The following is a 23798-nucleotide window of genomic DNA, read 5'->3' as shown; positions in this document are numbered from 1 at the left end:
CTGCCTCGGGTACGCCCGTTCCGGGTTCCGCCACCCCACGCCTCGACTCTGCCGCCGCGGACTCCGCTGCCTCGGGTACGCCCGTTCCGGGTTCCGCCACCCCACGCCTCGACTCTGCCGCCGCGGACTCCGCTGCCTCGGGTACGCCCGTTCCGGGTTCCGTCGCGTCGAGCTCTACCGGCTCGGGCACGGTCGTCCCCGGTCCCACCGCGTCGGGTTCCACCGCGTCGGGTTCCACTGCGTCGGGTCCCGCCGCCCCGACCGGGTCCACGGGCTCGGCGGGGGGCGGCGGCTCCGCCGGGCCCGTGGGGTCAGCGGATGACGACAGCCCGAGCAGGCCCTCGGGTCCTGCCCCGCCGGCCGCTCCCGCCGACCCCGTCGGGCCGGTCAGGTCTGCTGGTCCTTCTGGTCCTGAGGACCCTGCCGGTCCCGCTGGCTCGGCCGATGCTTCTGGGCCTGCAGGACCCGCGAGGCCTTCGGGTTCTGCGGGACCCGCCGAAGGCGGCACGTCTTCGGGGACTGCCGGTCTCGTTGGGTCTACGGGCCCGGCCGGATCCGGGTCTGACGGGTCTCTCGGGTCCGCCGGTGATGCCAGGTCTTCCGAGGCTGCCGGGGCTGCCGGCCCTGGTGGGGTTGCCGATGGCGGTCAGTCTTCCGGTGCCGGGGCGGGGGCGGCTGATGCCTCGCCGGACGAAGCGACCGGTGGTCCCGCCGGGGTGGCAGGTCGAGGCAGGTCGGTTGAGTCCGGTGAAGCCGCCGGGTCGGGTCGCTCTGCCGGGTCGGGTTGCTCCGCGGGGTCGGGTCGCCCCGGAGGGTCGGATCACGTCGCGGGGCCCGGTGGCTCTGCCGCGTCCGACCTCTCCGCCGGGTCGGATCGCTCCGCCGGGTCGGATCGCTCCGCCGGGTCGGATCGCTCCGCCAGGCCGGATCGCCCCGCGGGGCCCGGTCGCCCCGCCAGGCCGGATCGGTCCGGAGGGTCGGGTCACGCCGCGGGGCTCGGTGGCTCCGCCGGGTCGGATCGCTCCGCCGGGTCAGGAGCGGGGGCGGCCGGTCGTGAGGCGAGCGCTGGTTCGGCCGAGGTGCCGCAGGAGCGTGACCAGGGCGTGGGCGGCGCGCCGCGGGACGGCGCCGCCGTACGGGCGGGCCGGCGGGTGGGACGGCAGGCGGGCTGGCGGGTGGGACGGCGGGTGGCGGCGGGGCTCAGGGTTGTGGCGATGATCGCGGCCACCGCCGGGACGGCCGCCTACGCGCTGTCCTGGACGGCCGCGTCCTTCGCCGGGCCGGGCGCCGGGCCGCCCTGGACGGCGATGTCCTTCGTGGGGCCGGCCACCGCGCTGCTGGTGCTGTTCGCCGCCTTCGCGCTGCTGGCCGCCGTGCTGCCCGGATCGCTGCTGCCCGGCGGCGCCACGGCGGCGACCGTGACCAGGGCGCTGCCGTTCGTCGCGTTCGCCGGATACCTGGGCGGCTACCAGAGCGGCGGCGGATCGGCGGTGACCATGGCCATGGTCTACGCGCTGATGTGCGCGTGGACGGCCGTGACGGCGGCCCGCACCTGGCCGCGGTCGAGACCCGCGGCGGTCGTGGCGGCCGCCGCGGTGGTCTGCTTCGCGGTCCTGGCGGTGACGCGGCTCTGGACCGACCTGGCGTCGCCGGCCGGTCCTGCGGCGCCGATCCACGCGATGACGGACGAGGTCACGCCGGCCGCCTGGCTGGCGGCCACCCTGTGGGGGTGGTGGGCGGCCCGCCGTACCGGCTAGCTAGTGGGGGGACAGGAGCTGGGCCAGCTCCTCCTCGACCTCCTGGCTGGCGACGAACATCAGCTCGTCACCGGCCTCCAGTGGGTCGTCGGCGGAGGGCACCAGCACGCGTCCCTCGCGCAGGATCGCCACCAGCGCCGAGTCGACCGGCCACGGCACCGAGCCGGCGCGCTGGCCCACGACGGGCGCGTCCTCGGGCAGGGTCAGCTCGACCAGGTTGGCCTGCCCCTGGCGGAAGGTCATCAGGCGGACCAGGTCGCCGACGCTGACCGCCTCCTCGACCAGGGCCGACAGCAGGCGCGGGGTGGAGACCGCGACGTCGACGCCCCACGACTCGTTGAACAGCCACTCGTTGTTGGGGTGGTTGATGCGGGCGACCACGCGTGGCACGCCGTACTCGGTCTTGGCCAGCAGGGAGACCACCAGGTTGACCTTGTCGTCGCCGCTGGCGGCCACCACGACATGGCAGTTGTTGAGCCCGGCCTCGTCGAGGGAGGAGATCTCGCAGGCGTCGGCGAGCAGCCATTCGGCGCGCGGCACCGCGTCGATCTTGATCGCCTTGGGGTCGCTGTCGATCAGCAGGACCTCGTGACCGTTCTCCAGGAGCTCGGCGGCGATGGAACGGCCGACCGCGCCGGCGCCGGCGATCGCGATGCGCATCAGTGCTCCCCTTCCGGTGCGGCGGCCAGCACCTTGTTGATCCGGTCCATGTCGTTCTCGGCGGCGATCACGTGCAGGACGTCGCCTTCCTGCACCACCGTGTCGTGCCGGGTGACCAGCGCCTCGCCCATCCGGTTGACGAAGGCGACCCTGATGCCGGCGACGTCCTCCAGCGTGGTGACCTTGGTGCCGATCCACGCGGGGTTGGTGGCGACCTCGGCCAGCACGACCGTGCCCGTGGGGTCGCGCCACAGCGGCTCGGCGCCCTCGGGAAGGATGCGCCGCAGGATCTGGTCGGCGGTCCACCGGACGGTGGCCACCGTGGGGATGCCGAGCCGCTGGTAGACCTCGGCTCGCCGGGAGTCGTAGATGCGCGCCACGACGTTGTCGACGCCGAACGTCTCCCGCGCCACCCGGGCGGAGATGATGTTGGAGTTGTCGCCGCTGCTGACGGCCACGTAGGCGGCCGCCGACTCGATGCCCGCCTCCTGAAGCACGTCGCGGTCGAATCCGATGCCGGTGACCCGGCGGCCCCTGAACCCGGCCCTCAGTCGCCTGAACGCCTGCGGGTCACGATCAATGATCGCGACCGAATGGCCGTTGTCCTCCAGGATGTGGGCGATGGTCGACCCGACCCGCCCGCATCCCATGATCACGATATGCATGTGCTCCCCACGGGTTGCCTTCTCCTCAGTATGGCGCGCGGGGGGAGCGCCATGTCGGTGGGGAGGGGAAGGGCGACTAGCATCTTCACGTGGCGAAGGTGACAGATCTTGTCAAGCGTCTCCTGGTAGGACGCGCGCTCCGTAGCGGGCAGCTTCATGAACAGCTGCTGCCCAAACGGGTTGCGTTGCCCGTTTTCGCGAGCGACGCGCTCTCCTCCGTGGCATATGCGCCGCAGGAGATCCTCGTCATCCTCTCCCTTGCCGGCGTCTCGTTCTACCGCTACAGCCCGTGGGTCGCCGCCGCGGTCGTCATCGTCATGCTCACCGTGGTCGCCTCCTACCGGCAGAACGTCCACGCCTACCCCAGCGGCGGCGGCGACTACGAGGTCGCCACCGTCAACCTCGGCAAGAACGCGGGGCTCACCGTCGCCAGCGCCCTCCTCGTGGACTACGTGCTCACGGTGGCGGTGTCGGTGGCCAACGGCGTCGACTACGTGGGCGCCACGGTCCCCTTCGTCGCCGAGCACAAGCCGACCGTCGCCATCGTCATCGTCATCCTCCTCACGATCGTGAACCTGCGCGGCATCCGCGAGTCGGGCGTCGCCTTCGCCGTCCCCACCTACGCCTTCATGATCGCGGTGCTCGGCATGGTCACATGGGGCGGCTTCCGGCTGCTGGTCCTGGGCGAGGACCTGCAGGCGCCCACCGCGGGCTTCAAGGTCGTGCCCGAGATGACGGACCTGACCTCCTTCGCCGCCGCCTTCCTCGTCCTGCGCGCCTTCTCCTCCGGCTGCGCGGCGCTGACCGGTGTCGAGGCCATCAGCAACGGCGTGCCGGCCTTCCGCAAACCCAAGAGCAAGAACGCGGCGACCACGCTGCTCATGATGGGCCTGATCGCCGTCACCATGTTCTCCGGCATCATCGCCCTGGGGCTGGTCTCGGGCGTCACCGTGGCCGAGCCGCAGCACGTCGCGCAGGACCTGCTACGTCCCGACGGCACCCCGGTCGGGCCCGACTACTACCAGCAGCCGATCATCTCCCAGGTGGCCGACGCGGTCTTCGGCAGCGGCTCGCTGATGTTCGTCGTCATCTCCGCCGTCACCGCGCTCATCCTGTTCCTGGCCGCCAACACCGCCTTCAACGGCTTCCCCGTGCTCGGCTCGATCCTCGCCCAGGACCGCTACCTGCCCCGCCAGCTGCACACCCGCGGCGACCGGCTGGCCTTCTCCAACGGCATCGTCATCCTGGCGCTGGGGGCCTGCCTGCTGCTGTGGGGGTTCCAGGCGGACGTCAGCCGCCTGCTGAACCTCTACATCGTCGGCGTCTTCGTCTCCTTCACCCTCAGCCAGACCGGCATGGTCCTCCACTGGACCCGCCACCTGAAGACCGAGACCGACCCGCGCGTCCGCTTCCAGATGCAGCGCTCCAGGGTCATCAACTTCTTCGGCGGCGTCATGACCGCGCTGGTGCTGGTCGTCGTGCTGCTGACCAAGTTCCTGGTGGGCGCCTGGATCGTCTGCATCGCGATGCCGGTGCTGTTCCTGATGATGAAGGGCATCCGCCACCACTACGACAAGGTCGCCGCCGAGCTGGCCGTCACCGAGGACCTCGACGAGACCATACTGCCCGCGCGCAACCACGCGATCGTGCTCGTCTCCAAGCTCCACAAGCCCACGCTGCGGGCGCTCGCCTACGCCCGCGCCACCAGGCCCTCCACCATCGAGGCAGTCACCGTGGGCGTCGAGGGCGAAGAGGCCGCCAACCTGCAGGAGGAGTGGGAGCGCAGGGGCATCCCGGTGCCGCTCAAGATGCTCGACTCGCCGTACAGGGAGATCACCCAGCCCATCCTCGACTACGTCAAGACGCTGCGCCGCCGGTCGCCGCGCGACGTCGTGACCGTCTTCATCCCCGAGTACGTTGTGGGCCGCTGGTGGGAGCACCTGCTGCACAACCAGAGCGCGCTGCGGCTCAAGGCGCGGCTGCTGTTCAAGCCCGGGGTGATGGTGACCAGCGTGCCGTGGCAGCTCCACTCCTCCGACCGGCTGCGGGCCCGCCGCGAGCCGTACGCGCCGGGCGCGGTGCGCCGCCCGTGGCACGAGATCGAGGGCGACGACGAGAAGGCCAAGGCCTGAGTAACCTGTGCAGGTGGAACTCGAAGTAGGGCCGGTGGCCCATGGTGGTTGGTGTGTGGCGCGACACGAGGGGCGCGTCGTCTTCGTACGGCACGCGCTGCCAGGCGAGCGCGTCATCGCGGAGGTGACCGAGGAGACCACGCGCTTCCTGCGCGCCGACGCCGTCCAGATCCTGGAGCCCTCGCCCGACCGCGTGACGCCGCCCTGCCCCTACGCGGGGCCCGGCAGGTGCGGCGGCTGCGACTGGCAGCACGCCAGCATGGAGGCGCAGCGCGCGCTCAAGGCCGACGTCGTGGCCGAGCAACTGCGCAGGCTCGCAGGCATCACCCGCGAGGTGGTGGTCGAGGAGGTGCCGGGCGCCAAGGACGGCCTCGGCTGGCGCACCCGTGTCCAGTTCGCCGTCACCCGTGACGGGACGGTCGGCTTCCGCAGGCACCGCTCCCACGACATCGAGCCCGTCGCCGCCTGCCTCATCGCCCATCCCGAGGTCGAGGCCGTCGGCGTCGAGTCCCGCACCTGGGAGGGGGCGTCGGCGGTCGAGGTCATCGCCTCCTCGAGCGGCGACCACGCCGTCGTCATCGCCCCCAAACCGCGCCGCTCCGTCGCCGTGCCCGTGCTCGAGGCACCCGCCTCCATCCTGGTCAACCAGGGCAAGGGCCGTACCGAGCCGCGGCACGGCTCCGGCATGCTGCACGAGCGGGTCGGCGACCGCGAGTTCCAGGTGACGGGCAGCGGCTTCTGGCAGGTCCACCCCGGCGCCGCCGAGACCCTGCTCGACGCCGTGCTCAGCTACGCCGCCCCCGAGCCCGGCGAGTGGGCCCTCGACCTCTACTGCGGCGTGGGCCTGTTCGCGGCGGGGCTGGCCGAGGCCGTCGGGCCGTCCGGGGCGGTGTTCGGGGTGGAGAGCGAGGCGGCCGCCGTCCGCGACGCCCGGCTCAACCTGCGCGACCTGCCGTGGGCGCGGGTGGAGCGCGGCCGGGTGGAGGACGCGCTGGACCGCTACGAGATCGAGCGCGCCGACCTGGTCGTCGTCGACCCGCCACGGTCAGGGCTCGGCCGCCAGGTGGTCGACCGCATCGCGGCGCTGGAGGCGACGCGGGTGGTGTACGTGTCGTGCGATCCGGCGACGCTGGCGCGCGACCTGGCGTGGTTCGCGGAGCTGGGCTACAGCCTCGCGGACCTGCGCGCGTTCGACGCCTTCCCGATGACACATCACGTGGAGTGCGTCGCGCTGCTGGTCAGCTGATCGCGTGTCACGCTGACTAGCGGAAATGCAACAGATGATGTGTAGCTATGATCAGGGGCAACCTCTGTTGCTACCAAACTTTCGCGCATGAGATGCGCACGATCTTGAACGCCCCGCGACCCGCCAACGGTCGCGGGGCGTAACTTCCTCTCGCCCTCACTCCACACACCGCGCTGGAAGTCCTCGACGCCCTGTCACTGCGTCTCGCCGTCGTCATCAGGAAGCTGACCGCGGCTCGACTGGATGTCCTGGGCCCTGTGCGCGGAGACCGACCCGGAGACGTTCTTCCCCGGGAAGGGCGGCTCATCGCGAACAGGTAAGCGGGTGTGCCGCGGCTGCCCGGTGCGCGCCGAGTGCCTCAACTATGCGCTCGAGTGCGACGAACTGTCCGGCGTCTGGGGCGGGCTGTCCGAGAGAGCGCAGATACATCATGCGGAAGGTGGCCGCGTAACTCGACTATGCACTGCACTGCTCCTCTCCGTAGTGAGGGCACCAGCGGTAGTAGCTGGTGTCGAGGTTGCGGCTCGGTGCGGCTCTGCCGTGCTGAGGCTGCCACCCAGCCCAGTGGCGGGTGTTGCAGGTGTTGCACAGCGGCGCGCGGACGAATCCGTGGGTGTGGCAGTGGTCCCACACGCGCGCCCGCGCACTCATGCAGCCCGTGCACATGAACCGTGACGCTCTCGGCCAGCCATGGCGGCCGGCGCGGTCCGCGCGGTAGCGGCGACCCGCCAGCTCGCCGCCGTAGACCGTGGCGTCCGCGTCATCTTGTTTAGGTCCGTAGATGACGACGCTGCGGGTGATCTCGCCGAGGTCGGCCACCACCGCGTCTCTGACGCGCTCGAACCAGCCGCCGGAGTTCTCCCCGTGGTAAGCCCCAAGGCACGAGCAGTCGCATTCCACCCCGGTCGCCTCAAGGCATGCCGTCGTGCATCGCGACAACCTCGACATGTCCCGCCACACCGCGATGTAGCCGTACCTGTCGACCGCTGCCGTCACCAGCTTGACCAGGCAGTTCCGCGGCAGGTGCCACCGGTCGCCGTCGAGGCGGGGGGAACGGATACGGACGGCCTGGCGTAGCCACCGCCAGTTCCCCTTCCTCGCCGGGATCTTCGCGATCACCTGCCCGTCGCGCGGAAGCCATACCTGCGCAATCGGGCCCACCCCGGGCGCAGTGACCACACACCCGTCAACGATGCGAACCTCAGGTACAGGGTCCTGCATTCCTCCACGGTGGCATACGAGTCGGGCAAACCGTGGATGGGCGTAGTGGAGGTGAGCCACGAGCGAGCGCTGGCAGTGTTCGACGAATGGCGACGCCGGGCCCGGCCTGACTGAGCGCCCTCACTCCGTGGGGTGAGAGCGCTCATCGTCTTCCGGGGGCGGGTCGACGCGTCACTGACCGCTGCGAGCGTTAAAGGAGCGGTTCGCCGTGCTGGCTACCTCCATGTGTAGGTGACGGCGTCGCTCCACGGGCCGCAATCCGAGCCGAAGGTGCCATTGTCGCAGCCTTTGAGCCAGAAAGTCATCTCGCTTCGCCGCCTGGAGTGGCTGGAGGTGAAGCCGATGTCCATGACATCCCGCGTGTTGACGGTGAACTGGCCGCTCCATGGGGTTGTCCGAGCGACGTCGCGCTGGCGGATCTTGTTGCCATCTCGCGAGGTGACCACGACCCTGACGATGTAGAAGTCCCAGTGTGTGCCCATGTGGTCCCACTTGAGCGTGACATTTTGGCCGCGAGTGTTGCGGCCGTTGTCGATCACGGCCAGCGTGGCTGCGGGCCCAACTGCCGGCGACCAGGCGATCGCGCCCCGCGCGAACTGCTGTAGTGCTCCGGACCCGTTCGGGTGTTCGTTCTCGGAGGGGCAGCCGGCGGGCCATGAGGTTCCTTTCAGGCGAGGTTCGCTTGTGCGTCTCATGTATACGGACACCCCCTTTCATCAGGGAAAACGTGACTTGATGGCGGCTTTCGTGACACCTGCCGCTCGGCTCTCGCCCACCGCGGACCTCGTGGCGACAAGCGGCATCTCTCCAGCCATGGCCCGCCCTCCAGCCGGAGGACCGGCTGCTGATCCTCCTCGGCGCCGATCGTGAGCAGACACCCGGGGAACGGGCCGAGGCGACCACAAGGGTCATGCAGCCATACAGCGAATGGATGGCCAACCCGCTACGGAGTAACGGGGTTCGCCCGCCCTGTGGAGGAGGAAGCGCTACGGTGACGACCATGTTCCAGATGCGGCCGGCACGTGTCGGGGACCAGCCCGAGATCGAGACGCTGATCCGGGCCCGCGCCGCATGGATGCGCGAGCGGGATCTGCCCGGCTGGGAGGGCTGGCACGCGAAGGCGGCCGAGCTCGCGGCCCAGGCTGGCGACCCCGCGTTTCCGGTGTGGGCCATGACCGGCGACGACGGCCAGGTAGTCGGGGTGACCAGCCTCTACGAGGAGAGTTCGCCACTGCTGTGGCCAGACCCGTCCGAGCGGTCAGAGCCGTCGCTGTTCCTGGCCACCACGATCACCGACCCGAGCCTGAACGGTCGGCGGCCCGGCAGCCTGATCGCGTGGTGGGCGCTGCACCGGGCCGCCGCCCAGGGCCGCACGTGGGTGAGACGCGGCACCGGCCCATACCCCGGCCTTGTGGCCTACTACCGCGACGTGCAGGGCTGGACCGTCGTCCGCACCGTCGAGCACCAGGGCGTGACCGCCTACGCCCTCCAGCGGCGCGCCAAACCGCAACTGCAGCTCGCCGAGCTCGGCCTGGCGCTCAGCTGAACGCCTACGCCGTCTGTTCGGCCGCCAGACCTCGAACAGCGAGCGCCGCACCGAGCCATGACCGCTGTCCAAGCCCTCGGTGAGTCAATCCGATGACGAAGAAGGAGGCCGCCCATAGGCAGCCCCCTTCTCCTGCAGCAGACGTCCTCTATGCATCCGTAGTGGGAAGCGCCGCGCGTGCCTCCCAGCCGTGGTCGCCGGGCACGAGCGTCACATCGAGGCGGTCCACCCCGGGCCGGCCAACTTCCTGCCAGACTGCCAGGTAGTCCCGAAGTTTCGCCAGCGCAGGCGAGTCGGGCCCGTTGGCGCGCATCTGCCAGGAGTCGGTCAGGACTGCGGCGTTACGGCCGCTGCTGAACCCGAAACCGCTCATCCAGTCCGGCGCGCCCGTGCCCCAGGTGGTGAGGTTGGAGGCGCCAGCCCCGTGGTCACGGGCCGCGCAGTACGCGCGGGCGTCGACCCACGCCTTGGCAGCTTCCGCCCCGTCCAGGCCCACGTCGAACGCCTCGACGTGGGCGGGGCTGTTGAGCAGGGCGAGCGCGGCTGCGGGGTCATCGCTGCCGCGCCAGGCGACCGACACATAGGAGGCGCCGTCGGTGGCGTCCACGTAGAACAAGGGCGTGCCGAGGGTGGTGTTCACCTCGCTGCCCATGTCGACATACACGGCGCTGCTGAGCGCCGCATCGGTCACCTGGTGGCGGTCGTCGACGGTGGCGCGCAGGTGCCCGACCACGCGGGCGACCGGCGCGATGTAGATCGGGGTTGAGATGATCCCGCCTGGGCGTACCTGCTTGAGCCACGCGCCGGGAAGGTGCGTCGGCGTGCACCAGCCGATGATCACGTCGAAGGGCGCCAGGTCGGGCGCTGCCGCGTGTCCGTCGCCGCACAGCACCTGAACGGGGCAGCCGCGCTCGGCGTGCAGGAGGCGGGCGCGTTCGACGAGGGCCGAGTCGATGTCGATCGACACGACATGCCCGGCCGGGCCGACGAGGGCGGCCAGCAGCGCGCCGGTGTAGCCGGTGCCGGTGCCCACCTCGAGGATCCGTTTGCCTGCGAGGTCGGTGCCGATGCGGAGGATGTCACGCTCGATCGCGGCCTGTGCGGTGGTCTGCGGCGGCCGGCCGTGCACGGGGTGGTCGGTGTAGAAGTCGCGCGGAACCGTGGCGACGGCGGCGGATAGAACGTCAGCGTTCATCGGTCTCCCAGGTTTTCGCAGTTCAACAGGTGTCCGACGGCCACGGTAGTGTGCAGTGGCCTGTCAGGCTGGATGGGTTCGCCAAGCAGACCCAAGCAGGTCTGGGTCCATGCGTGGCAGGCGGCCGGCGCGAACCGGCAGCCGATCCGCCAGCTGGCGTGGTAGCCGAGCACAGCGGCGGCCAGGTAGCTGGCGAGGCTGTTTTCCAGGCAGGCGGCACGCCCCGGCCACCGGGCCGTGGCCCAGTCACGGCCGGCGGCCAGCTGGGCGGCCGCTCCGGCGGCCGGGTGGCGGCGCATCAGCCTGGCCGCCGCGCGGGCGCAGGCCAGCACGGCGCGCAGCGGCAGAAGGCGTAGCAGCATGACGGCAGCGACCAGGCAGGCGGCCGCCAGCGCGAGATGGGCCGCTGCGCGGAAGGTGCGGGCGGTCTGCCGGTCGCCGACCGGCTGGATCATGCGGACGGTCGTCACCGCCACCACCACCTCCACCCGTGGCGGCGAGGCCGGACCAGGAGCCGGGCCGCGTCCAGCTGGCGGACGAGGCCGCCTACGTCGGCGTAAGCCTGCTTGGCCGGGATGCCCCAGCGGTGCATCAGCTCCTGGGTTGCTGCGTCGATGTCGCCGCGGGCCAGGTGGGGCCAGCAGGCCACGGCGGCCGGGGTGAGCACGTGCCAGCGACCTCGACGGCGCACGTCGAGCAGCATGCCGCCCTCCTCGGTGATGGTGGCGTGAACGTGGCTGGAAACGTGGAGGAGGCGTGTCATCGGGCCCCCTGGAGTACGGCGCTGCCGGGCGGCTGCAGCTGGTGGCGGGCGAGCCACAGCTCTGCCGACAGGAGCAGTTCGAGCGCCGCCATCCGGCCGGGCACGCCGGCGGCCAGCAGCGCCACGTCGGCGGCGGCTCGCCGGTGGTCGATCAGGCCGGCGTCGACGAGCCGGGAGGAGGCGAGCACGTCGCGGATGTTGTCGTGGTTGGTGGCCACCCCCGCGTAGGCGTTCTGGGCGAGGCTGCCTTTCGTGGCCCGGCTGAGGATCTCGGCCGGCACCATGCCGGTGAGGGCGGCGGCCAGCAGCGGCTTCGGGCTGGTGCGCGATAGCCGCTCCCAGGCGGGCCGTGCCAGCGCGGCGCGCACGACCTGGTTGTCCAGCATGGGCGCGTGCAGGTGGACGCCCGCCTGCCGTACCGCTTGAGCGTACTGGGCGTGGTAGCCGCCGTATTCGACGACGTCGCAGCGCAGCCGGTAGGCGGCCTGCGCGGCGCCGGACAGGCGCGGCGCGGCGTCGGCGGCCTGCATCAGCGCCTGGCCGACGTCGAGGGCGGCATCACGGGTGAACCAGGCAGCGATGCCAGGTGACAGCAGCCAGCCCGAATGGTGGCCCCGACGGCCGGACATCGCGTAGGAGCATTGAGCCGCGGAGACGATCGAGTGGCTGAGACGGCGCAGCGCGCCCGGGTAGCCGCAGGACGCGTCGGCCAGACCCGCCCGCACGGCAGCGGCGACGGGCCGGTGGCGGAGGCGGGCGCGGGCAGTGGTCTCGGCCAGCCACCACCGCCACTGCCCGGCTCGGGCGAGGTCGGCCAGCGCGTAGGCCGGCGGGGCGAACAGAGTGTCGCCGCCGCCGCCCGTCAGATGCGCGTCGGAGCCGTCGGCGGCGATCACCTGTAGGTATTCGGCGTGCACCGCCCAGCGGGCCGCGTCCGCGTACGGCAGGTCGGTGGCCGGCACCCGGTCCAGGTGGTCGAACCAGCGTGCGCTGCCGGGCACGACCCGGTGGAGGACGCCGGGCAGCGCGTCGACGGCGCGCTGTGCGTACATCAGGTCGTCGTTGTCGGCCAGGTACGGGTGATGGGTGAACGCGGGCAGGCGGCGCGGGCTGGCGTGCGCGGCAGCCGCCGCCACGCAGGTCGAGTCGACGCCCCCGGACAGGTCGGCGGACAGCCGCGGATGTGCGGCCGCACGGGCTTCGACGCTGCTGGTCAAGGCGTGCCGCAGCTCATACCGGGCGTCGGCGGGGTCGTGGCTGGCGCAAGTGGCCGGCTCGTAGTCGACGACCGCCCCGGTGGGAAGTTCAAGCAGCCGGCCGGCCGGCACCCGCGCCACGCCTCGGTACACGGTGGTGTGGCCGGCCAGTTCCGGCACGGTCGGCGCGGCCATCCACGCGATCACGCTGGTGAGGTCGATGTCGGCGCCGGTGTGGGCGGCGAGCAGGCCCGCCTCGGCGGCCCACACGATATCGTCGCCGCGCCGCGCGTAGTAGACGGGCCGGACGCCCGCCACATCGCCGATGACGACCGTCTTGACCCCGTCGGTCGCGGCCACCCAGTAGGAGCCGGGCCAGCCGGTCAGCTCACGCCACCGGCCCGCCCGTACCGCCACGAGCGCGGCGTCCAGCTGGCGTTGGCTGGCGTAGCAGTCGCCCGCCACCGCCAGCCACGTACGGCCCGCCTGCGCCGTACGGCACGTGCCGGGCCCATCGACCCATACCGGGTGAGGCGCCTCCCACAGCGATCGTCCCGACCCGGGCTTGTCCTGGCTGCCGCTCGTCCCGGCCAGCCCCATGTCTCCTCCTACGTCCCTCAGATAAGGGCGGGGGCGAGCTGCCCAACGACAGCCCGCCCCCTTGGGCTCGCTACCTAGGAGAAGTAGCGGTTGTTGTCCTGGCTGTCCTCGGCGTACTGGCCGAGCGTGACGGCCTGCACGTCACCGAGCTCGACGACGGCGGGCGGCTGGTAGGCCTGGTCGGTGGTCTGCATTCTGGTTCTCCCTTCGGTGTGGATCTTCCGGTGTGGCGGGGCCGGGCGAGGCTCAGCCGGTCACTTTCCGGTGTGGTTGGGGCACGGGACCTTGATCGGCTTGCCGTTCTCGTCGGTCGTGGTGATGAACCCCGAACCGTCGCAGGTCCTGCATGAAGACATGACGATCTCCACTTCTGTCGGGACATGGCGGAACGGTGATGTCGACGTGATCCGGGTGCGATCACTGACCGGCCGGTTTACGCTCCGGCTATCCGCCCGTACGGATCGTCACCTGGCGGGAGCCGGGCCGCCCAGAGGTCTGGTGTTGCCGCAACACCGCAGCAACACGGCGAGGAGCTGGTCAGATGGACGAGCACCACAGCATGACGGCACACATGTGGGGTACGGCGTTGCGGCACCTGCGCAACCAAGCCGGCCTGTCACAGCGGGAGCTGGGCAAGCTGGCGCTCTACGACCACACGCGCATCTCCCGGGCGGAGAAGGGCGAGATCCTCCCGCCGGCTGACCAGGTGCGCGCCCTCGATGCCGCGCTGGAAGCGGGAGGGATGCTATTGGCCCTCAGTGACGCCGCCCGGGGATGGCAGTGCCTCCCATTCGCCGCGAGCGCCGCTGGCATACACGACGGCGAACCGGTCATGCTGGACATGCAGACACCGGACGGAAGGAGCGTGCGGGTGACCCTCTCGCGACGCCAGTTCACCCAACTGCTCGCCAGCGGAGCGCTCGCCTCCGTTGTGCCAGGCCTCGGCGACCCTGACCAGACCCAGCGCATCGCCCGCGCGATCGAGCAGCCCGCCCGCGTCGACGGCGAGGTCATCGACTACTTCCGCCGCGTCCTCGCCGAGCACTACACCGCCGACAAGATACTCGGCCCCCGCTCACTTCTTCGGCCCGTGCTGGCCCAGATCGACGTGCTCGACGAGCTGCGCCGCGGTGCCGGCGCCCGGCACGCCGAACCGCTGCTGCAGGTCCTGGCCCAGTACGCCGAGATGGCCGGCTGGCTGCACCAGGATCTCGGAGAGCTCAACACCGCCATGGACTGGACCCGGCGGGCGGCCGAGTGGGCGCAGTGCGCTGGCGACACCCAGATGAGCGCCTACATGCTGGTCCGCCAGTCCAACATCTCCGTCCTGACCGACGACTACGCCGCCGTCGTCCACCTGGCGGCTGCCGCCCGCCGCCGCCCGGCTGAACTGGAACCCAAGTTGAACGCACTGGCCGCCCAGCAGCAGGCCCGCGGCCTGGTGATGCTCGGCGAGCACGACGACTGCTTCGCCCTGCTGGACGAGGCCGGCGAGACTCTGCGCGACCATCCACAGGTCACCCACCCGCACGTGCCCGTCTACCTGCACCACTACGACTGGGACACGCTGCAGGAGCAGTCCGCGGTCTGCTACCGGGCCGCCGGCCGCGCCGACACCGCCGTCACCATCCTCGAAGACCAGATCGGCAGGCTGCCCGCGACCCTCGCCCGCGACCGCGGTCACCTGACTGCGAAGCTGGCCGTCGCGGTCGCCCAGTCGGAGCAGGATCCGGGCCGGGCCGCGCACCTCGGGCACGAGGCGCTCGGCGTCGCCCGCCAGACCGGATCGGCGCGCATCCAGCGGGAGCTGCGCACCCTGGACGCCGAACTGCTGGAGCGGTGGCCGAACGATAGCCAGGCTGCCACCTTCCATGAGGCGCTCGTCAGCGCCTAACACCTGCGCCCCGCCGATCAGGGCGGGCGTTCCCTTCAGCAGGGAAGCCCTGAAGGCGACGAACGCCCCACCGGTCAGGGCAAGGCATTCGTATCTCAGCGCTCCAGGCATGCCCGCCGCCTCTCAGCGCAGGCTGCCACCTTCCATGAGGCGCTGGTCGGGCGGGAAACGTGGAAGGTGGCTCCCCCGTGGTACGGGTGGCACGCGAGGCGCGCGTTCCCTCGGTAAAGAGGCTGACCTGACGGAGGGTGGTCGTGTAATAACGGATGGTCAGGTTCTCCACGAAAGGATCCGCGACCATGCGCCTCATCGCCCTCGCCGCGTCCACCCTGCTCACCGCCGGCCTGCTGTGCCTTCCCGGTCCGGCGGCCGCGGCCGTCCCGTCCGGCAACGCGCCGTCCTGCGTCACCGTCTGGGAGCACGTCGGGCGCATCACCAAGACCGGCTACGCGCGCAACGACTGCCGCTCCACGCTGAACCTGAAGATCGTCTGGGCTCGGGGCACGGACGGCCCGTGCCGCAGCGTGCGCCCGGGGCAGACCATCAGCACGCAGGTGCCCCGCGGCGTCCGCTCGTTCGACGGCGCGAACCTGTGCTGACCTGACCGGCGGCACGGCAGCGGACGCCCGGCCGGGATACCCCGGCCGGGCGTCCGCCCGCGTTCAGGGCGTCAGCCGGTGACGCTGGCGCGGCCGTTCTCGACGTGGCCCATCAGGCGGCGAGCGTAGGAGGGGTCCTCCGCGCAGCTGATCTGCACGTCGTACCAGCCGTGGGACTCCTCGACGGGCCAGACGACCTGGCGGTACTGACCCGGTCGCAACGGCACCGCCTGCTCCTTGGTGCCGTAGGCGTTGGCCCGCACCGTGAGGGTCACGCGGTGGTCGCCGAGGTTGGTGATCTCGATGCGGACCTTGCGCGGATCGACATCGATCACCTGCTGCACCTGCACGCGCGCGGCCCGGCCGCCGAGCTCGCCGGCGAACTCCCGGCGGAAGCCGTTCGGCCCGGTCAGGACCAGGTCGTAGCGGTCCTTGACCGCGACGGTCCGGGTGGCGACGCCGAGCACGTCGAGGTGGAGCGGGCGCTCGAACTCGCCGGCGTAGGGGTAGAGCGTCAGGTGCGCGCTGTCGCTGCCGGCGTTGGCCAGGGTCAGCTCCAGGTCGCCGCCCAGCAGGCGGGCCCAGGCGTTGATCTGGTACGGCAGCGGCCGCGCGGGACGGACCCCGGGCTCCTGCACCGGCATGCGCTGCTCGGCCGGGGGAGCCGGGCGCCAGCGGCCGGTGAAGGCCGGGACCTGGGCGGGCGCGGTCGGGGTCGGCCGGGGACCGGCGGAGGCGAAGTCGAAGGCCGAGGTCAGGTCGCCGGAGACGGTGCGCCGCCAGGGGGAGACGTCGGGGAAGCGCACGCCCAGCCACGTCTCCAGGAACCGCACGGTCGAGGAGTGGTCGAAGATCTGCGAGCAGGTGTAGCCGCCGACGGTCCACGGCGAGACGACCGTCATGGGGACCCGGATGCCCAGCCCGATCGGGTTGCCGTTGTAGAACTCGTCGGTCAGCTCGGCGGGCGGCAGCGGCGGCGGCATGTGGTCGAAGAAGCCGTCGTTCTCGTCGTAGGTGATGAACAGCGCGGTCGACTGCCACACCTCGGGGGTGGAGGCGATCGCGTCGAGGATGTCGTAGGTGATCCGCGCGCTCTGGGCGGGGGACGAGGCCGAGGGGTGCTCGGAGTCGGCCGCCGACGGCACGATGTAGCTCACCTCGGGCAGCCTGCCCGCCTCGACGTCGGCGCGGAAGGTCTGGGCCAGCGTCTTGGACGGCGCGCGGCGCAGCGCGCGGTCGAACAGCGAGCGCTCCTGCGGCGTCAGCTGCGCCACTCCCTCCTCCAGGCGGGCCAGCAGCTGCTCCCGCTTGGCCGGGGCCGCCGACTGGACCGCGTCGTAGAAGGAGTCCATGCTCTTGTAGTCGCCGAGCAGCGCCTTGCGGGCGATCTGCCGGAAGCGGGCGAAGAACTCCAGGTTGTTGTCCTGGTAGTTGTCCCACTCGTGGTAGACCTGCCAGGACCGGCCGGCGGCCTCCAGGATCTCCCCGGCGTTGGACCAGGTGTAGCCGGCGTGGGTGTTCTCGCTGTAGGCGGAGTTGTCGATGGCCCGCTTGCTCGTGCCCGGCTCGAAGCCGGTGTGCCCGCTGACGTGGTAGTTGCGGTTCGGGCTGGTGGAGGAGAGCACCGAGCAGAAGTAGTGGTCGCAGAGGGTGAAGGTGTCGGCCAGCTCGTACTGGAGCGGGATGTCCTGCCGCTCGTAGTAGGCCATCGTGGCCGGCGACTTGGCCGGGATCCAGCCGTTGTGCCAGCCCTTGGCCGCCGCGGCCTGGCCGTCGTTCCAGCCGTGGGCCAGATCCGAGATCCACTGCAGGTCCTTGCCGACCAGGCCGGCCGCCTCGCGTACCGAGAAGGGAAGCACCCGGCCGGACGCCGAGGGCTGCTCGAAGACCGGCTTGCCGTCCGGCAGCCTGACGGCGTTGCGGTCGCCGTATCCGCGCACCCCGCGCAGCGTCCCGAAATAGTGGTCGAACGAGCGGTTCTCCTGCATCAGGAACACGACGTGCTTGATGGCGGACAGGCCGCCTGCCGGCACCGGCATCGCCATCGCGCGGTGTACCGAAGGCGGCAGCAGCGAGCTCGCCAGGACGCCGGCGCCGACCGTGAGGAACCGGCGGCGAGAGTGGCCGTGGGACATGGATCTTTCCTTCCAAGGGGGAACGGAGGAAGGAAATCAATGGATGGGAACCATACCTTTACCGCCGGGTGTCGAACAGATGACGGCGTCGGGGGTATTTGCCATGGGCTCCATCGACGGATGTCCGCCTGGCTCAGCCGCGCGGGCCGCGCAGCGCCCTGACGACGGTCGCGGACGGCGGGGCGCCACGGGCCGACAGCCAAGCCAGGTGGTGGCGGGCGGCGTACAACGACAGCTTGCGGGCGTCGAGCAGACCGAGGTCGCCGGAGCCGGCCAGCACGGCGGTGAGCGCGATCCGCCCCCACGCCGTCGCCTCGTCGATCCTGAGCGCCTCGCGCACCTGGCCGTGCGCGGCCCGCACGGCGGCGGCCAGGCGCCGCATGCGGCCCTCCGGAGCGGTGAGCGGCTCGATCGGGGCCAGCAGGTTGACCGTGCCCAGCTCCGCCCCCGCGGCCCTGGTCTGGCGGAGCATCTCCACGTCGGACGGCGCGAGGCCGGCCGGGCCCAGCGGCAGGCTGTAGATGACCGCGAGGTCCTGGTCGCGTTGCAGGTCGGCCAGCGCGCGGGCCCTGCGCCGTACGGCCGGCAGGTCGCCGCCGTCGCGGACGTCGAACTCCACGAACGAGGCGCCGAAGGCGCCGATCATCCTGCGGTAGGCGGAGGTGAGCGCGTCCTGGGCGACGCAGGCGCCGGCCAGCTCCGTGCCCGCGGGCCCGCCGAAGGCGAGACCGGCCTGGCCGCCGGCCGCGCGCAGCGACGGGATCCGGTTGGCGACGAGATCGAGGCCGGGCTCGAGCGTGCCGCCCCACCGGGGCGCGCAGCCGCTCGGTCCCGCCGTCACCCGGCCCAGCAGGAACCACCGCACCCCGGTACGGCGGGCGGCCTCGGCCGGGTCGAAGCGCGGGTTCTCGGCGGTGTCGACGAAGGCGACATAGCCGGAAGGACTCGCGGCGGCGCTCGCCGAGGGCGTGGCCGTGGTCGAGGGGAAGGCCGCGGCCGGCGGGCCCGCGGCGGTGAGGGGTGAGGGCCACTCGGGCGTGGCCTGGGCGGGCAGGAACCAGACCGCCACGCCGGTCACCCCCACCAGGACGAGCCCGGCCAGCACCACGAGGGCGCGCGGCGGGGTGCCCGGCTCTCTGTGACGCGCCATGCTCACCTACCGTGTCATGCCGATGACCGATGGTGAACGCTAGCAGGGGCGGCGCCGGGGTGACCTGATAATGGCCGCATGAAGCTAAGGATCTTCACCGAACCCCAGCAGGGTGCCACCTATGACGATCTGCTGGCCGTGGCGAAGGCCACCGAGCGGCTCGGGTTCGACGCGTTCTTCCGCTCCGACCACTACCAGCGCATCGGGCCCGGCGACCCCGGCCCCGGCTCGACCGACGCGTGGATCACCCTGGCGGGGCTGGCGAGGGAGACTTCGGCGATCAGGCTGGGCACGCTGGTGACGCCCGCGACCTTCCGCCTGCCGGGCCCGCTGGCCATCAGCGTCGCCCAGGTCGACCAGATGAGCGGCGGCAGGGTGGAACTGGGCTTCGGCACCGGCTGGTTCGACGGCGAGCACACCGCCTACGGCATCCCCTTCCCGCCGCTCGGCGAGCGGTTCGCCAGGTGGGAGGAGCAGTTGGAGATCATCACGGGGCTGTGGACGGCCGAGGAGGGCTACTCCTTCGAGGGCGCCTACTACCGCGTGGCCGACTCGCCCGCGCTGCCCAAGCCCGCCCAGCGTCCCGGCCCGCCGATCATCATCGGCGGGATCGGGGCCAAGCGGACCCCGCGCATGGCGGCCAGGTTCGCCGACGAGTACAACGTGCCCTTCCACTCCGTGGAGGAGACGAGGGCGGCCTTCGAGCGGGTCCGGCTGCTGGCCGAACGTCCGATGACCTACTCGGCCGCGCAGACCGTCTGCGTCGGCGCCGACGAGGCCGAGGTGGAGCGGCGGGCGGCGGCCATCGGCAACACTCCGGCCCGGCTGCGCCAGGAGGGCCTGGCGGGCACTCCCGCCGAGGTGCTCGACAAGATCGGCCGTTTCGCCGAGGCCGGCGCCGAGCGGATCTACCTGCAGGTCCTGGACCTGTCCGACCTGGAGCACCTGGAGCTGATCGCGGCTGAGGTACTGCCCCACGTGTGACGCGGCCCGTCCCGGCGACATCCCGGGACGGGTCCCACCGGGATATGCGATGGCATGACAAACCGGGCTACGGCACACTTGAGCCGTGCTGCTGACGATCTCGACCACCGCCGCACCGGCCACCGACCTGGGCTTTCTCCTGCACAAGCATCCCGACAGGGTGCAGGAGTTCGCCCAGTCCTTCGGGACGGCCACGGTGTTCTACCCGGAGGCGGGCGAGGAGCGGTGCACCGCGGCGCTGCTGCTCGACGTCGACCCCGTCGCGCTGGTCCGCTCCAAGGGCCGCACCTCGCCCGACTTCAGCCTGTCGCAGTACGTCAACGACCGGCCGTACGCGGCCTCCTCCCTCATGGCGGTGGCGATCGGCGACGTCTTCCGCACCGCGCGGAGCGGGCGCTGCAACGCCAGGCCCGAGCTGGCGGCGGCGCCGCTGCCGCTGGAGATCACACTGCCGGCGCTGCCCTGCAGGGGCGGCCCCGACCTGGCGCGCAGGCTGTTCGAGCCGCTCGGCTGGGTGACCGAGGCGCAGGCCGTCCCGCTGGACGAGGCCTTTCCCGCGTGGGGCGAGTCCCGGTACGTGCGGCTGCGGCTGCGCGGGCGGCTACGGCTGGCCGACGCGCTCAACCACCTGTACGTGCTGCTGCCGGTGCTCGACGACGGCAAGCACTACTGGATCGCGCCCGACGAGGTCGACAAGCTGATCCGCGCGGGCGAGGGCTGGCTGGCGCCGCATCCCGAGCGGACCCTGATCACCCGCCGCTACCTCGGACGGCGCAGAGCCCTGGAGCGTACGGCCTTCGCCAGGCTCGCCGAGCTGGGCGACGAGACCGAGGAGGCGCTCGAGCCGCGCATCGAGGAGGACAAGGGCGGACCGCTGGAGGACAAGGCCGTCCCGCTGAACACGCGGCGGCGCGAGGAGGTCGTCAGGACACTGGAGGAACTGGGCGCCGCCTCCGTCATCGATCTGGGCTGCGGCTCCGGCCAGCTGGTCGGCGCGCTGCTGGCGCTGCCGAGGTTCGCCAGGGTCACCGGCGTGGACGTCTCGACGCTCGCGCTGGCCATCGCCGCGCGCAAGCTCAAGCTCGACCGGATGCCCGACGCCAAGCGGGCCAGGCTCACCCTGTTCCAGGGCGCGCTCACCTACACCGACCCGCGCTTCGCCGGATACGACGCCGCCGTGCTCATGGAGGTGATCGAGCACGTCGACCCGCCCCGGCTGGCGGCGCTGGAGCGGGTGGTGTTCGGCCAGGCCGCGCCCCGGCACGTGATCGTCACCACGCCCAATTCCGAGTACAACGTCAACTACGAGTTCCTGACCGGGATGCGCCACCCCGACCACCGCTTCGAGTGGACCCGCGCCGAGTTCCAGGACTGGGCCACCCGTGTGGCAAGGGAACACCGCTACACCGTCGGCTTCAAGCCCGTCGGCGACGAGGACCCCGTCAGGGGCGCGCCGACCCAGATGGGAGTCTTCACCCGTGAGCACTGAGATCCGCATCCCCGAGCTGTCCCTCGTGGTGCTCGTCGGCGTCTCGGGCAGCGGGAAGTCGACGTTCGCCGCCCGCCACTTCAAGCCCACCCAGGTCATCTCCTCCGACTTCTGCCGCGGCCTGGTCTCCGACGACGAGAACGACCAGAGCGCCACCCACGCCGCCTTCGAGCTGCTCGACCACATCGTCGCGACCCGGCTCTCGCGCGGCCTGCTGACCGTGGTCGACGCCACCAGCGTGCAGTACGGCGCCCGCCAGAACCTCATCGCGCTGGCCAGGAAGCACGACGTGCTGTGCGACGCGATCGTGCTCGACGTGCCGGAGGAGGTGGCGATCGAGCGCAACGCGTCCCGTCCCGACCGCGACTTCGGCGCCGGTGTGGTGCTGAGGCAGCGCAAGGACCTGCGCCGCTCGCTCGGCGCGATCCACCGGGACGGCTTCCGCAAGGTCCACGTGCTGCGCGGCGTGGACGAGATCGACAACGCCACGATCGCCTACGACAGGGCCTGGAGCGACAGGAAGGACCTCACGGGGCCCTTCGACCTCATCGGCGACGTCCACGGCTGCCGGGCCGAGCTGGAGTCGCTGCTCACCGAGCTGGGCTGGGAGCTGACCCGCGTCGACGGCAAGGCGGTGGGCGCCACGCATCCTGAGGGTCGCACCGCGGTGTTCGTCGGCGACCTCGTCGACCGCGGCCCCGACTCGCCCGGCGTGGTCCGCCTGGTCATGGGCATGGTCGCGGCCGGCACCGCCCTCTGCGTGCGGGGCAACCACGAGGACAAGCTGGTCAAGGCGCTCAAGGGCCGCAAGGTGCGGGTGGCCCACGGCCTGGAGCGCTCGCTCGAGCAGTTCGCCGCCGAGAGCGAGGAGTTCACCCGCGAGGCGAGCGCGTTCCTCGACGGGCTCATCAGCCACTACCAGCTCGACGAGGGCCGCCTGGTGGTCGCGCACGCCGGGTTGAAGGAGGCCTACCACGGCCGCGCCTCCGGCAGGGTCCGCTCCTTCGCGCTGTACGGCGAGACCACCGGCGAGACCGACGAGTACGGCCTGCCCGTGCGCTACCCGTGGGCGCAGCAGTACCGGGGCCGCGCCATGGTCGTCTACGGCCACACCCCCACGACCAGGCCCGAGTGGATCAACAACACGATCTGCCTCGACACCGGCTGCGTGTTCGGCGGCCGGCTGACCGCGCTGCGCTACCCCTCGCGCGAGATCGTCTCGGTGCCGGCGGAGACCGTCTGGTACGAGCCGGTCAAGCCGCTCGGCGCCCCCGGCCACCGCGACGCCGTCACCCTCGACATCGACGACGTGCGGGGCACCCGGTACGTCGAGACGCGCTTCGGCGCCAAGGTCAAGATCATGGAGGAGAACGCGGCGGCCGCCCTGGAGGTGATGAGCCGCTTCGCCGTCGACCCGCGCTGGCTGGTCTACCTGCCGCCGACGATGGCCCCGCCGGAGACCTCCCGCCTGGACGGCTACCTGGAGCACCCGCACGAGGCGTTCGAGGAGTTCGCCGCCCACGGGGTGCGCGAGGTGGTGTGCGAGGAGAAGCACATGGGCTCGCGGGCCGTGGTGGTCCTGGCCAGGACCGCCGAGGTCGCGGCCGAGCGGTTCGGCGTGAGCGACGGCACCACCGGCGTGGTCTACACCCGCACCGGCCGGCCGTTCTTCGACGACCTGGCGCCGCTGGTCGACAGGCTGCGTCGGGCGTGCGAGCCGCTGTGGAGCGCGCTCGGCTCCGACTGGGTGGTGCTCGACTGCGAGCTGCTGCCGTGGTCGGCCAAGGCCGGGGAGCTGATCCGCACGCAGTACGCCTCCGTGGGCGCGGCCGCGCGGGCCGCGCTGCCGGCAGCGGTCGGCGCCCTGAACGCGGCGGCCGAGCGCGGGCTGGATGTGGGCGAGTTGTTGGCCCGCACCCGGCGTCGCGAGGACAACGCTGCCCGTTTTCGCGACGCCTATGCGCGCTACTGCTGGCCGGTCGACGGACTCGCGGGGATACGGCTGGCGCCGTTCCAGATCCTGGCGGCCGAGGGGCGCAACACCGCGCTCGAGCCGCACGCCTGGCACCTGGAGCGGCTCGCCCTCCTCGACGACCCGATCATCACGCCCACCCGGCACCTGTTCGTCGACCTGACCTCCGCCGAGTCGCGGGAGCGGGCGGTGGAGTGGTGGCAGGCGCTGACGGCCGAGGGCGGCGAGGGCATGGTCGTCAAGCCCGCCGTCCACCCCGAGGGCCGCGTCCAGCCGGGTGTGAAGGTGCGCGGGCGCGAGTACCTGCGGATCATCTACGGGCCCGACTACACCGAGTCGCTCGACACGCTGCGCCGCCGCTTCCTCGGCAAGAAGCGCTCCATGGCGCTGCGCGAGCACGCCCTCGGATTGGAGGCGCTGGCCCGGCTGGCCGACGGCGACTCACTGTGGCGGGTGCACGAGCCTGTCTTCGCCGTGCTGGCGATGGAGTCGGAGCCGGTCGACCCACGGTTGTGATCGCCGGATCTCGACCCAGGGCGGAGCCGTAGCCAGGCCTGTCGTGGGTAGTGGGCGCGACCGTGGGTAGTGGGCGCG

20 protein-coding genes and 1 pseudogene are annotated in these 23798 nt (G+C 71.7%); 10 read left to right on the top strand and 11 right to left on the bottom strand.

Annotated elements, in window-relative coordinates; all coding sequences use genetic code 11:
* The first annotated feature begins 1079 nt into the window (after window positions 1-1079).
* On the top strand, window positions 1080-1757 hold the full coding sequence (locus tag ACWDLG_RS26135) for a hypothetical protein (RefSeq protein ID WP_449924452.1): 678 nt from the start codon (window positions 1080-1082) through the stop codon (window positions 1755-1757).
* Here ACWDLG_RS26135 and ACWDLG_RS26130 read toward each other — a convergent pair whose 3' ends face one another.
* Both ACWDLG_RS26130 and ACWDLG_RS26125 read right to left on the bottom strand, forming a co-directional pair.
* Window positions 1758-2417, bottom strand: a complete 660-nt coding sequence (locus ACWDLG_RS26130; RefSeq protein WP_354904480.1) for a potassium channel family protein — start codon at window positions 2415-2417, stop codon at window positions 1758-1760. It abuts the gene before it with no gap.
* A complete protein-coding gene (locus ACWDLG_RS26125; RefSeq protein ID WP_354904477.1) occupies window positions 2417-3082 on the bottom strand; it encodes a potassium channel family protein in 666 nt (221 codons plus the stop codon). Before ACWDLG_RS26125 ends, ACWDLG_RS26130 begins: the two co-directional genes overlap by 1 nt.
* Window positions 3083-3171: 89 nt before the next feature.
* On the opposite strand from ACWDLG_RS26125, the gene ACWDLG_RS26120 reads away from it, so the two are divergent.
* From ACWDLG_RS26120 to ACWDLG_RS26110, 3 genes and pseudogenes are all read left to right on the top strand, one after another.
* Entirely contained in the window at window positions 3172-5214 is a 2043-nt protein-coding gene (locus ACWDLG_RS26120; RefSeq protein ID WP_449924446.1) for an APC family permease, read from the top strand.
* 7 nt (window positions 5215-5221) lie between these two features.
* Window positions 5222-6460 carry a class I SAM-dependent RNA methyltransferase gene (locus ACWDLG_RS26115; protein ID WP_449924443.1) on the top strand — a complete coding sequence of 413 codons (1239 nt, stop codon included), beginning with the start codon at window positions 5222-5224 and terminating at the stop codon, window positions 6458-6460.
* Between the two features lie 243 nt (window positions 6461-6703).
* Window positions 6704-6877 (top strand): annotated as a pseudogene (locus tag ACWDLG_RS26110) (WhiB family transcriptional regulator); the annotation flags it as partial.
* A 39-nt stretch (window positions 6878-6916) separates the two neighbouring features.
* Here ACWDLG_RS26110 and ACWDLG_RS26105 read toward each other — a convergent pair.
* Window positions 6917-7621 carry an endonuclease domain-containing protein gene (locus ACWDLG_RS26105; RefSeq protein ID WP_449924440.1) on the bottom strand — a complete coding sequence of 235 codons (705 nt, stop codon included), beginning with the start codon at window positions 7619-7621 and terminating at the stop codon, window positions 6917-6919.
* Window positions 7622-7896: 275 nt separating this feature from the next.
* A complete protein-coding gene (locus ACWDLG_RS26100) occupies window positions 7897-8376 on the bottom strand; it encodes a hypothetical protein (RefSeq protein WP_449924437.1) in 480 nt (159 codons plus the stop codon).
* A gap of 305 nt (window positions 8377-8681) precedes the next feature.
* On the opposite strand from ACWDLG_RS26100, the gene ACWDLG_RS26095 reads away from it, so the two are divergent.
* Window positions 8682-9227 (top strand): hypothetical protein, encoded by a 546-nt coding sequence (locus tag ACWDLG_RS26095; protein WP_449924934.1) that lies wholly within the window; start codon window positions 8682-8684, stop codon window positions 9225-9227.
* 148 nt (window positions 9228-9375) lie between these two features.
* On the opposite strand, the gene ACWDLG_RS26090 is transcribed toward ACWDLG_RS26095, so the two are convergent.
* From ACWDLG_RS26090 to ACWDLG_RS26070, 5 genes are all read right to left on the bottom strand, one after another.
* The gene (locus tag ACWDLG_RS26090; protein WP_449924434.1) at window positions 9376-10422 is read right to left on the bottom strand and encodes a protein-L-isoaspartate O-methyltransferase family protein; all 1047 of its coding nucleotides are present in this window, start codon (window positions 10420-10422) and stop codon (window positions 9376-9378) included.
* On the bottom strand, window positions 10419-10898 hold the full coding sequence (locus ACWDLG_RS26085; protein ID WP_449924431.1) for a lasso peptide biosynthesis B2 protein: 480 nt from the start codon (window positions 10896-10898) through the stop codon (window positions 10419-10421). The genes ACWDLG_RS26090 and ACWDLG_RS26085 overlap by 4 nt, the downstream gene beginning before the upstream one ends.
* On the bottom strand, window positions 10889-11185 hold the full coding sequence (locus tag ACWDLG_RS26080) for a PqqD family peptide modification chaperone (RefSeq protein WP_449924429.1): 297 nt from the start codon (window positions 11183-11185) through the stop codon (window positions 10889-10891). Before ACWDLG_RS26080 ends, ACWDLG_RS26085 begins: the two co-directional genes overlap by 10 nt.
* Window positions 11182-12981, bottom strand: a complete 1800-nt coding sequence (locus tag ACWDLG_RS26075; protein ID WP_449924426.1) for an albusnodin/ikarugamycin family macrolactam cyclase — start codon at window positions 12979-12981, stop codon at window positions 11182-11184. The genes ACWDLG_RS26080 and ACWDLG_RS26075 overlap by 4 nt, the downstream gene beginning before the upstream one ends.
* A 74-nt stretch (window positions 12982-13055) precedes the next feature.
* Window positions 13056-13175 (bottom strand): lasso RiPP family leader peptide-containing protein, encoded by a 120-nt coding sequence (locus tag ACWDLG_RS26070; protein ID WP_449924424.1) that lies wholly within the window; start codon window positions 13173-13175, stop codon window positions 13056-13058.
* 347 nt (window positions 13176-13522) lie between these two features.
* On the opposite strand from ACWDLG_RS26070, the gene ACWDLG_RS26065 reads away from it, so the two are divergent.
* Together ACWDLG_RS26065 and ACWDLG_RS26060 are read left to right on the top strand one after the other, a co-directional pair.
* Window positions 13523-14875, top strand: a complete 1353-nt coding sequence (locus tag ACWDLG_RS26065; protein ID WP_449924422.1) for a helix-turn-helix domain-containing protein — start codon at window positions 13523-13525, stop codon at window positions 14873-14875.
* A 299-nt stretch (window positions 14876-15174) separates the two neighbouring features.
* Window positions 15175-15474: a hypothetical protein gene (locus ACWDLG_RS26060; protein ID WP_449924419.1), complete on the top strand. Its 300-nt coding sequence runs from the start codon at window positions 15175-15177 to the stop codon at window positions 15472-15474.
* 71 nt (window positions 15475-15545) lie between these two features.
* Here ACWDLG_RS26060 and ACWDLG_RS26055 read toward each other — a convergent pair whose 3' ends face one another.
* Together ACWDLG_RS26055 and ACWDLG_RS26050 are read right to left on the bottom strand one after the other, a co-directional pair.
* Window positions 15546-17609 (bottom strand): phosphocholine-specific phospholipase C, encoded by a 2064-nt coding sequence (locus ACWDLG_RS26055; RefSeq protein ID WP_449924417.1) that lies wholly within the window; start codon window positions 17607-17609, stop codon window positions 15546-15548.
* Window positions 17610-17742: 133 nt separating this feature from the next.
* The gene (locus ACWDLG_RS26050) at window positions 17743-18759 is read right to left on the bottom strand and encodes a hypothetical protein (protein ID WP_449924414.1); all 1017 of its coding nucleotides are present in this window, start codon (window positions 18757-18759) and stop codon (window positions 17743-17745) included.
* A 78-nt stretch (window positions 18760-18837) separates the two neighbouring features.
* On the opposite strand from ACWDLG_RS26050, the gene ACWDLG_RS26045 reads away from it, so the two are divergent.
* The 3 genes from ACWDLG_RS26045 (at window position 18838) to ACWDLG_RS26035 (ending at window position 23720) form a co-directional block, all read left to right on the top strand.
* Window positions 18838-19743 (top strand): LLM class F420-dependent oxidoreductase, encoded by a 906-nt coding sequence (locus tag ACWDLG_RS26045; protein WP_449924411.1) that lies wholly within the window; start codon window positions 18838-18840, stop codon window positions 19741-19743.
* 85 nt (window positions 19744-19828) lie between these two features.
* On the top strand, window positions 19829-21232 hold the full coding sequence (locus ACWDLG_RS26040) for a 3' terminal RNA ribose 2'-O-methyltransferase Hen1 (RefSeq protein ID WP_449924408.1): 1404 nt from the start codon (window positions 19829-19831) through the stop codon (window positions 21230-21232).
* Window positions 21222-23720 (top strand): polynucleotide kinase-phosphatase, encoded by a 2499-nt coding sequence (locus ACWDLG_RS26035; protein WP_449924405.1) that lies wholly within the window; start codon window positions 21222-21224, stop codon window positions 23718-23720. The genes ACWDLG_RS26040 and ACWDLG_RS26035 overlap by 11 nt, the downstream gene beginning before the upstream one ends.
* The last annotated feature ends 78 nt before the right edge of the window (window positions 23721-23798 follow it).

Source organism: Nonomuraea sp. NPDC003727, assembly GCF_053586935.1.
Note: the sequence above shows the minus strand (reverse complement) of the source record. Positions and strands in the feature narration are given on the sequence as shown.

What these genes read in the sequence shown, in the direction of transcription:
- ACWDLG_RS26050 (WP_449924414.1), bottom strand. Translation starts at nt 18,759, where the DNA reads ATGGCGCGTCACAGAGAGCCGGGCACCCCGCCGCGCGCCCTCGTGGTG.
- ACWDLG_RS26125 (WP_354904477.1), bottom strand. Translation starts at nt 3,082, where the DNA reads ATGCATATCGTGATCATGGGATGCGGGCGGGTCGGGTCGACCATCGCC.
- ACWDLG_RS26095 (WP_449924934.1), top strand. Translation starts at nt 8,682, where the DNA reads ATGTTCCAGATGCGGCCGGCACGTGTCGGGGACCAGCCCGAGATCGAG.
- ACWDLG_RS26075 (WP_449924426.1), bottom strand. Translation starts at nt 12,981, where the DNA reads ATGGGGCTGGCCGGGACGAGCGGCAGCCAGGACAAGCCCGGGTCGGGA.
- ACWDLG_RS26055 (WP_449924417.1), bottom strand. Translation starts at nt 17,609, where the DNA reads ATGTCCCACGGCCACTCTCGCCGCCGGTTCCTCACGGTCGGCGCCGGC.
- ACWDLG_RS26045 (WP_449924411.1), top strand. Translation starts at nt 18,838, where the DNA reads ATGAAGCTAAGGATCTTCACCGAACCCCAGCAGGGTGCCACCTATGAC.
- ACWDLG_RS26090 (WP_449924434.1), bottom strand. Translation starts at nt 10,422, where the DNA reads ATGAACGCTGACGTTCTATCCGCCGCCGTCGCCACGGTTCCGCGCGAC.
- ACWDLG_RS26100 (WP_449924437.1), bottom strand. Translation starts at nt 8,376, where the DNA reads ATGAGACGCACAAGCGAACCTCGCCTGAAAGGAACCTCATGGCCCGCC.
- ACWDLG_RS26070 (WP_449924424.1), bottom strand. Translation starts at nt 13,175, where the DNA reads ATGCAGACCACCGACCAGGCCTACCAGCCGCCCGCCGTCGTCGAGCTC.
- ACWDLG_RS26080 (WP_449924429.1), bottom strand. Translation starts at nt 11,185, where the DNA reads ATGACACGCCTCCTCCACGTTTCCAGCCACGTTCACGCCACCATCACC.
- ACWDLG_RS26060 (WP_449924419.1), top strand. Translation starts at nt 15,175, where the DNA reads ATGCGCCTCATCGCCCTCGCCGCGTCCACCCTGCTCACCGCCGGCCTG.
- ACWDLG_RS26065 (WP_449924422.1), top strand. Translation starts at nt 13,523, where the DNA reads ATGGACGAGCACCACAGCATGACGGCACACATGTGGGGTACGGCGTTG.
- ACWDLG_RS26130 (WP_354904480.1), bottom strand. Translation starts at nt 2,417, where the DNA reads ATGCGCATCGCGATCGCCGGCGCCGGCGCGGTCGGCCGTTCCATCGCC.